Below are 8,784 nucleotides of genomic sequence, written 5' to 3' on the forward strand. Positions count from 1 at the left end.
CTTCTACTCTTTGTTAAGTATTGTTTCCCGCTAGTAGGGGGGGGGTAAAATTATGTTAAGGTTTTGACGAGCGTCAGTAAAGAAGAGACGCCGAGAGGTGTTGCCTCCCAGTGCCTCTATATCTATATATTTCTGACTACTTGCCATTGCTCTTAATTAATCTTACGCCTGCAAAGGTAAAGTTTTTATAATCAATTGCAAAATAGAGATTCTTCAAGTCGTAAGATAGCGCTACTTCTTGAGGTACTTGCTTACTTCGCTGGCTCGGACAGTTTGGCTAGACTTCGTGTTGGAGGTAGACTTGGTCTTAGTGCCAGTAGTAGCGGGTGTACTGGAGTGGCTGGCACCCTGATAGTACTGCAATGCGGTAGGGAGGTAAGCCTCAATCGCACGGATACGATTGGCATCGCTGGGGTGTGTGCTGAGGAGTTCGCTCTGCTGTGCACCGCCCTTGGACTGCGCCATCTTCTGCCAAAAGTTTACGGCATAGCGAGGGTCGTAGCCTGCCATGGCCATGAGGACAAGCCCCATCTTATCGGCTTCGTACTCTTGCTTGCGCCCGAAGGGGAGCATCACACCTACCTGAGCACCTAGCCCATAGGCTTGGTTGATTAGTCCGCCGAGGAGCTGAGAGCGTGCGCCGACCGTTGCGCCAAGGAGTTGTCCTCCCGCCTGGAGCAGGAGCTGATTACTGATACGCTCGTTGGCGTGCTTAGCTAGGGCGTGGCTGAGTTCGTGTCCCATGACTGCTGCTAGCTCGTCATCGGAATGTGCTCCGTTACCCACAAGCGTCAGCAGACCTGTGTAGACTACAATCTTCCCCCCAGGCATACAGAAAGCGTTAACCTGCTTGCTATCGACGACATTGAACTCCCAGCTCAGTGTCTCTAGCAGAGATTCGTAGCCGTTTTGCTTGAGGTAGCTATTGGTCGCTGCCGCAAGTCTTCGTCCTACTTGCGTGACTTTGGCGTTGTATGTGCCGTTACGGCTCACCTGAGACTTACTGATGAACTGCTTATACTGTGTAGCACTTGCGCTCAGGATTTCGCTATCTGATACGAGGCTCAGCTGACGACGCCCCGTAATGGGTACAGAGCCACAACTAGAGAGAAATAACAGTGCTGATGAGGCGAGAGCGATGAGGCTCTTTGGACATATCTTCATAACCTATATGTAATACTTGGTGATAACTAGTGTACGAGCTGAATGCTCTTATAGTGACGTTGCATTGCTCTGAGGTCAGAGGTTTCGCTGGGGGTAATTCCTTCGGGAATGGAATCGAGACTTACGGGGTGAAGGCGATAAATAGAATGACCAGAGGGCGTGCGCTTCTGTACGAAGACGTACTGATAGCTTGGCCGTGTCGTCCACCGCCCTGTACCTCGCTCTCGGATTAGTTCAAGCGAAAGGAGCATTCCCCCACGAGTGGCAGCTGGGCTTGTCTGATTACTGATGAAGTTGCCCAGAGAATAGATGACAAAGCTCTTCATCTTTGCCCCTTCTTCCTCGATCCACTCGCTGTCCTGCACGACATGTGGATGGCTCCCGATTACAGCTCCCACGCCCAGACGAGAGAGGGCTGCAGCGAGATCCCTCTGTCGCTTGCTTGGGTGCTTCTCGTACTCGTTCCCCCAGTGGATTTGGACGATTTTATAGTCTGCCCCGAGGCTATCCGCACGGCGAAGATCATCGGAGATTTGCTCTAAGTTAATCGTATCCACGAGGGCAGGCTGAGGTATGGGAAGGCCATTTGTCCCATAGGTATAGGCGAGGACTGCGAGCTTAACGCCTCTTACATCTATAAAAAGTGGGGTACGCTGACTGCGCTCTGCTTTTGTGCGGTAGCTCCCTGTTGTGCGTATCCCTAGGCTATCAAGTACATCTATCGTATTGACCACACCATAGCGTCCACGGTCACAGCTGTGGTTGTTCGCTGTGGTAAGGACATCGAAGCCTGCTTCTTTCAGCGCCGAGCCTAGGGAAGAGGGAGAGGAGAACATTGGGTAGCCACGATAGGGGGTACCTCCAAATGTTGTTTCCAGATTGGCAAGGGCAAGATCGGCTCGCTCAATCATTGGACGAACGAGCTCAAAGGAAGGGGTGAAGTCGTAAGTACCATGACCCCGATCAGCAGCCTTTATCTGTGGCCCATGTGTCATTATGTCTCCAGCGAAGACCAGCTCTAGGGTATCGGCCTTTGCCTCCTCTTGGGGTGTGACGATACTTGCCCCCCCGGTCTTCTTCCCTTGCTTGCATGAGGGGAGGAGGCTGAGGACAATAGTGAGTAGGATGATACCTTTGATAAAGACCTGCCGATACATCTGACTGCTTAAATTCGATTGGATGCAAAGATACTTAGAATAAGCTAAGTGGGTTCAGCTTAGTACCCTTGGCTCTCGGTGTTCACTCGGTCACCTTGTAGACGAGGCGATGTATCTCACTCCGTATCTGCTCGTAGCTACAGCTATCCATCGCTCTATTAGATAGGAGATGGAGCTCCACCCAAGGAAGGTCTTCGCCGTAGGGTGGCTGTTTGTAGGCGAAGGGTAGGGGATGTAGCCCATGCCTTGCATAGAAATCGAGTCGCCGCTCTGCCATTGGTGTATAGCCCGCAGGCTCACACTCCAGCACGACGGGATACTCATTATCATACTTATAGCTTAGTATCTCGAGGACCTTCGAACCTAGCCCCTGACCACGATGACTTGGATCAATGACTAGGTACTCGAAGTAATGAGCTGAGGGCAACTCCCACCCGACAGCAAAGCCAACAGGTATAGTATCTAGGGTGATGAGCCAAGTGATATGCTCCCATGGCTCTGTACCGAAGAGTTCTTCCCAAGGTCTTCGCTCCTCGATGGGGAATGCTTCCTCATAAATGAGGCGAAGAGATGCGGGTGGCTCGTTTCCCCAGTCAAGGACTTGTAGCTCGAGTGTTGCCATAGCAGGTTAAGAGTATTTGCGGGGATAGCGAAGGAGAATAGCGAGCAGGGCCATCGCTCCCATGATGAAGGTATAATAAAGGTGGGGGATGATTTCGATGGGAGAGAGCCCTGTGAGACTCGAGGCCAGAAGTAGCTGTGCGCCGTAAGGAATGACCCCTTGAATGAAGCAGGAGAAGGTGTCTAAGATGCTGGCGGATTTCCGAGGGTCAATCTTATACTGCTCCGTGATTTCTCGTGCCACCTTGCCCGTGGTGAGGATGGCGATTGTGTTATTTGCTGTGCAGAGATTAGCTAGCGAGACAAGTGCTGCTATGGTTAGCTCTGCTCCACGCTTACCGCTGATGTGGCGAGTGAGTCGAGAGAGGAGGTAGTCAATACCTCCGTTGTAACGGATGAGCTCCAGCATGCCTCCGGCTAGGAGTGTAACTGTTATCAGTTCGCCCATCCCACCAATTCCTTCCCCGAGCGAGGATACCCAGTCCCAGATTGAAATTCCCCCGATACATAAGACCAGAATACCACACGAGACGATCCCGATAGCTAGCACAAGCAAGACATTTACTCCCCCGATGGCCGCAATAAGCACAAGGAAGTAAGGGATGATGAGCCATGGAGACTGCTCCGATACGTGTGGCTTGGCTGGTAGGTCTAACCCTTGGAAAAGGTAGATGGAGAGAGCAATAAGTGCAGCCGGAAATACGATACAGAAATTCACTCGAAACTTATCCCTCATCCCACAGCCTTGTGTCCGAGTGGCTGCAATCGTCGTGTCGGAGATGAACGAGAGGTTGTCCCCGAAGAAGGCACCGCTCGCAACGATGGCGACCACATGGGCGTGTGAGAGCCCGAGGTTCCCAGCTAAGCCTAGAGCAATAGAGACGAGAGCCACAATTGTCCCAACACTTGTCCCTATGGAGAGGGATATGAAGCATGAGGCGAGAAACAGACCTGGCAAGAGAAGGGATGGTGGTAGGACGCTGAGGATGACATCTACTGTTGCATCTACCGCTCCGACACTCCTTGCCCCACCAGCGAATGCACCAGCAAGGATGAAAATCCATATCATCAGTAGAATATTCGTGTCTGCCGCTCCTCGAGAGAACTGTAGGACCCTGTCTTCGAGCTTCAACCCTCGTGTAATGGCTAGGGCATAGCCAGATGCTACAAGGAACGCCACCGCAATGGGCATCTTGTAGAAGTCCCCTGATGCAACGGAGGCTACAAGGTACACGAGGAGGAAGACGAGAAGAGGCGTCAAGCCAATCCAACTAGGACGCTTAGAGGTAGAGGTCTCTTGCATAAGCTAAGCCGAAAAGGTCAATAATTCAGAAGAAAGCAACCTACTACCTCGCTTTGCTGGAGGTAGTGACACAAAGGTACTTAAACTCCTCTACTATTAGTGGTAGATATATAGGCGTTATCTCTTTCTCCTCCTAGTTGGGGCATGAATGCTTCTTCCTTATAATAGTTTTTCTACCTGCCTATACCTTTCCTCCCTGCTCCTAAGGGGTGTGTACATGCAGTTTGATGCACCTTGGATCACTTTCTGAAAACTTCCCTACTGAAAGGGATTTAAAGGGGGGATGACGAGTTACCATAAGTCGTTGTAACGAGTTACTATAACTCTCTTTGGCGAGTTACCATAAGTCTCTCAAACGAGTTACCACAACTCATTATGGCGAGTTATGGTAACTCGTTGAGGAGAGATTTTATACTTTGCGTAAATGTTTAATTCATAGTCTCTTATGCGGATTGTTTGTTCGGGCGTTTGGGAGGCTTCGGATTGCTCCCTCAAGCGTGTGAGGAGGGTAGGGGAATAAAGCCCACAGAATGAGGTGGTGAGCTATGCGCTTAGGGTATAATTGCCTATCTTTGTGAGGTTGATTAATCTGCGATGGATATAGTACGTGCCGAAGACTATCATGTGCCAGTCCTACTTCAGGAGTGTCTGGAGGGGATGCGCCTTAGTGCAAGTGGAGTTTATGTAGACGTGACCTTTGGAGGGGGAGGGCATTCCCGTGCTATCCTAAGTCACCTCACCGATGGGGGACACCTCTATTCCTTTGACCAAGATCCGGATGCTGCCCTCAGAGCAGAGGAGCAAGAGCAATTCACCTTTATAGCAAGTAACTTCCGCCATCTGTCTCGCTTCATGGATTATTATGACCAGATAGGTAAGGTCGATGCTGTGCTGGCAGATCTCGGTGTGTCATCTCATCACTTCGACGACTTGGAGCGTGGCTTTAGCTTCCGAGCTGAGACACCCCTGCTGGATATGCGTATGAACAATCGTGAAGGGCGATCGGCACGAGACCTGCTCAATGAGTATGGGGAGGAGCAACTCGCTGATATACTCTATCGCTATGGAGAGTTACGACAGAGTAGGCGTCTAGCACAGCTCATTGTAAAGGCACGTAGCACGAAGACCTTCGCAACGGTAGGTGACCTTATTTCAGCTGTGCGACCTGCTGTACGTCCCGACCAAGAGAAGAAGCAGCTCTCTTGCATCTTTCAAGCACTGCGTATCGAGGTCAATGAGGAATTGATAGCCCTAGAGGAATTATTGGAAGGAGCAAAGACCGTTTTACGCCCAGGGGGCCGACTGGTGGTGATGACTTATCATTCACTAGAGGATCGGATAGTGAAGAATTTCCTCAAGGGGAGCGATGATACTTCTTCAAGGGAGGCGCAGATTTATGGCTCTGAGCGTTCACCATGGCGTATGATTACACGTAAACCCATCACACCAAGCGCCGAGGAATTAGCACGTAACCCCCGCTCGCGTAGTGCCAAGCTACGTATCGCTGAGCTTATATAACCTCTTTACAAGGATCAATGAATTTACCAGAGCAAGATACCGAGCTAAAGGAGCCTCATCTGTGGGAGGAGGCTGAGCAGACAAGCCCAGCAGCTCATCAGACTGATACAAAGGAGTATGACGAGGACTTTTTTGAGGGCTGGGAAGAGAACATCTGGGCGTCACCATGGCTTCGCCGTAATGGGCTCTTCATTTGTTTTATTACTCTTTGCGGACTTATCTGTATCGGTTGGCCTTATATCTACATGATGAATGTCCGAGAGATTACGGCCCTAGAGCAGAAACTTAAAGACATTCGCTACAAAGCTCTTTTCATATCTGCCGAGCGGATTGAGTATGAGCGTATCAATAACATCACTGAGCGTGTCAAGGAGCATGGTCTGCAACTCGTCCCAGCCTCCCAGCCTCCCTATTTGCTCCTAGATACAGGGCAATGCGGGCGTCCTTCACCCCAAGATTTACCAGAGGCTAACCGCTAATACTGCTTATGAAGAAGTGGCTAAGGAACATCGGTGTACTGCTCAAAGGCTTGGTCTTTAAGGGAAGTCGTGGGGCAGAGTGGAAGCGGCTTACGAAAGATCGCTATCCATACCTGATTGCACTTTTTTGCCTCGTGATGCTTGGGGTAATGGTGCGTATCGTATTCTTCATCTTTAGCGCAGATGGAGCACAGTACCGCAAGATGGCAGAGGGGATTAACCCCCCAAGGCAGATTACTGAAGCTCCATTAAGAGGGACGATACATGACCGTGAGGGTAATCCAGTAGCTATTACTTCTCCTTTCTATAGACTTTACTTGGACTTCGGGGCAGGTGCCCTTGCTCCACTTCGAGAGCCTCTACCACCCAAGGGGCAGACAGCAAAGGATTCTCTTCGTAGAGCTAGAGTGCTTGAGCTAAGGCGTGAGTATGATGAGGGGATAAATCGGCTGGCTCAGGTCATTGATAGTACTTACAACCTCTCGCAGCATGGGCTTACTAAGGCAAGCCTTAAGGAGCACTGGCGTAAGGGGTTTGAGAGGAAGGATAGACATTGTGCTGTCGTTAATTTGGATGTCTCCTACATGCAGCTGAAGAATATCCAGGCAACAGCCCCATTTGCTCCTATTCTCCTACCGAGAGGAAAAGTGAAGAAAAGCCTATTCAGCAAACTCCTATTTACGGAGAGTCGTACCAAGCGAATATATCCTTTTGGCTCCCTTGCTTATCGTACGATTGGACAGCTCTATTCAGTAGCCGGTAAGGATGGACTCACGGATGGACGTAGCGGGATAGAGAAGAGCTATAACAGCCATCTCCGTGGAGAGATGGGGAAGGGGGTACTCTTTTATAACGCAGGTCGCTACGAGCGAATAATCACACAGCCAGCTGTGGATGGCGCAAGCGTCTATACGACGATTGATATGAACATCCAGAGTATCGTAGAGCGTAACCTGAGGGAGCAACTCGGCAAGCTTGAGGCGGAGAGTGGTACAGTCGTTCTTATGGAGGTTGCTACGGGTAAAGTAGTAGCAATCTCAAACCTGCAACGCATGCGCTCGGGGGACTATGGTGAGACTACGAATATGGCTGTCTCCGATCTTAGTGAGCCTGGCTCTACATTCAAGGTTGCTTCGATGATGGTTGCCCTTGATGATGGCGTCATTCATCCCAATGATACGGTTGATGTAGGTAATGGACTCTGGAAGGTAGGTGGCTCGACAGTGAGAGACCATAATGCTCACCACGGAGGCTACGGTAGGCTCTCCGCAGCACAGACCATAGTGAACTCAAGCAATGTAGGGGTAGCTAAGATTATCTATAAGGGCTATGCTAACCGCCCCGATGACTACGTACAGAAGATCCGTGACCTAGGGTTTGGGACGGATCTCAAGCTAGAGATTGACGGCTATGCACGAGCACGAGTACGCAAACGCTCTGATAACCCTAATCGTTGGTCTGCCACGACTTTGCCCTGGATGTCCTATGGCTATGAGACGCAGATACCCCCGATCTATACACTAGCGTTCTTCAATGCTATTGCTAATGGAGGGCGGTATATGCGTCCCTTTTTTGTCACAGAGATACGGCGAAGAGATGCCGTAGTGGCGACCTTCTCTCCAACGGTCGTTAAGGAGCAGATATGCAAGCCCGAGACGCTCCGAGAGGTGCAGGAGATGCTCCGGAGGGTCGTGACGGAAGGGACGGGGAAGAAAGCTCGTTCATCGTTCGTTGCTATCAGTGGTAAGAGTGGTACGGCACAGCTAGCCTCTGGGAAAGGAGGCTATAGGGACTCTACGGGGCATGTGCGTCATCAGGTATCCTTCTGTGCTTACTTTCCCTCCGAAGCTCCTAAGTACTCTTGTATAGCTGTAATCCGCAAGCCTTCGAGTCAATATAGCGCGGGTGGTGGGGTAATGGCTGCGCCTATTATCCGTAGGATTGCCGAGAGTCTGTTGGCTCTTGAGGCACCTATTCCCTTGGACTCGCTCCCTACGTCTCGCTCCCGCTCTGCCTACGCTCGACATATCTCCTCGGGAAAGGCTACGACACTTGTCTCTCTGCTCTCTCAGATGGGCCTCCCTGTGCCACAGATTACCAAGCAGACGGGGGAATACATCCAGATTGATACAGCCATGCATGTGCGATCCTATACACAGACATCGGGAAGGGTACCTACCGTCGTAGGGATGAGTGCCATGGATGCCTGCTTCCTGCTTCGTAAGATGGGCTATGTGCCACGTCTAGTAGGACAAGGGAGTGTGCAGGCTCAGTCTGTCCCCTCTGGTAGTCTAGCTCGTGCTGGTACGGTGGTTGTACTCCAGCTCGGCATGTCAGAGTAAGATGTATGGGTGATGAACTTGAGAGCCTAGGTTTACATTTAAATTATTTCCTTACCTTTGCAGGCGTAAGATTTAGTTAAGTATGATGATTGGCAGTCAGATATATATAGAGGTAAAGACGCTGGGGAGCAAGGCTTTTCAGCGCTTCTCTCTTTCCGATTGTAGCCTTGCCCTTAACTTAATTTTACCCCCCCCCCCCC

Annotated in this window: 7 protein-coding genes; 3 read left to right on the forward strand and 4 right to left on the reverse strand. The window is 50.7% G+C overall.

The features are described from left to right. Positions 1-231 precede the first annotated feature (231 nt). From HMPREF0636_RS00975 to HMPREF0636_RS00990, 4 genes are all read right to left on the reverse strand, one after another. Complete coding sequence (locus tag HMPREF0636_RS00975) at positions 232-1,164, reverse strand: M48 family metallopeptidase (protein WP_044167871.1); 933 nt, start codon at positions 1,162-1,164, stop codon at positions 232-234. A gap of 26 nt (positions 1,165-1,190) precedes the next feature. Beyond that, on the reverse strand, positions 1,191-2,321 hold the full coding sequence (locus HMPREF0636_RS00980; RefSeq protein ID WP_044167872.1) for a CapA family protein: 1,131 nt from the start codon (positions 2,319-2,321) through the stop codon (positions 1,191-1,193). 82 nt (positions 2,322-2,403) lie between these two features. Then, on the reverse strand, positions 2,404-2,943 hold the full coding sequence (locus HMPREF0636_RS00985; RefSeq protein WP_044167874.1) for a GNAT family N-acetyltransferase: 540 nt from the start codon (positions 2,941-2,943) through the stop codon (positions 2,404-2,406). Positions 2,944-2,949: 6 nt separating this feature from the next. Further along, entirely contained in the window at positions 2,950-4,245 is a 1,296-nt protein-coding gene (locus HMPREF0636_RS00990; RefSeq protein ID WP_044167876.1) for a Na+/H+ antiporter NhaC family protein, read from the reverse strand. Between the two features lie 594 nt (positions 4,246-4,839). On the opposite strand from HMPREF0636_RS00990, the gene rsmH reads away from it, so the two are divergent. From rsmH to HMPREF0636_RS01005, 3 genes are read left to right on the forward strand one after another with little or no spacing between them, the layout of a single operon-like run. Continuing rightward, the gene (gene rsmH, locus HMPREF0636_RS00995; protein WP_044167878.1) at positions 4,840-5,763 is read left to right on the forward strand and encodes a 16S rRNA (cytosine(1402)-N(4))-methyltransferase RsmH; all 924 of its coding nucleotides are present in this window, start codon (positions 4,840-4,842) and stop codon (positions 5,761-5,763) included. A 17-nt stretch (positions 5,764-5,780) separates the two neighbouring features. Continuing rightward, a complete protein-coding gene (locus HMPREF0636_RS08155; protein WP_052328676.1) occupies positions 5,781-6,242 on the forward strand; it encodes an FtsL-like putative cell division protein in 462 nt (153 codons plus the stop codon). 8 nt (positions 6,243-6,250) lie between these two features. Next, positions 6,251-8,584, forward strand: coding sequence for a penicillin-binding transpeptidase domain-containing protein (locus HMPREF0636_RS01005; protein WP_052328677.1), 2,334 nt, complete (start codon positions 6,251-6,253; stop codon positions 8,582-8,584). Positions 8,585-8,784: the final 200 nt, after the last annotated feature.

Origin of the sequence: Porphyromonas catoniae ATCC 51270 (genome assembly GCF_000565015.1) — a bacterium.
GTDB lineage: Bacteria > Bacteroidota > Bacteroidia > Bacteroidales > Porphyromonadaceae > Porphyromonas > Porphyromonas catoniae.

Coding starts and splice junctions, on each gene's coding strand:
- HMPREF0636_RS00975 (WP_044167871.1), bottom strand. CDS start 1,164: ATGAAGATATGTCCAAAGAGCCTCATCGCTCTCGCCTCATCAGCACTG.
- HMPREF0636_RS00980 (WP_044167872.1), bottom strand. CDS start 2,321: ATGTATCGGCAGGTCTTTATCAAAGGTATCATCCTACTCACTATTGTC.
- HMPREF0636_RS00985 (WP_044167874.1), bottom strand. CDS start 2,943: ATGGCAACACTCGAGCTACAAGTCCTTGACTGGGGAAACGAGCCACCC.
- HMPREF0636_RS00990 (WP_044167876.1), bottom strand. CDS start 4,245: ATGCAAGAGACCTCTACCTCTAAGCGTCCTAGTTGGATTGGCTTGACG.
- rsmH (WP_044167878.1), top strand. CDS start 4,840: ATGGATATAGTACGTGCCGAAGACTATCATGTGCCAGTCCTACTTCAG.
- HMPREF0636_RS08155 (WP_052328676.1), top strand. CDS start 5,781: ATGAATTTACCAGAGCAAGATACCGAGCTAAAGGAGCCTCATCTGTGG.
- HMPREF0636_RS01005 (WP_052328677.1), top strand. CDS start 6,251: ATGAAGAAGTGGCTAAGGAACATCGGTGTACTGCTCAAAGGCTTGGTC.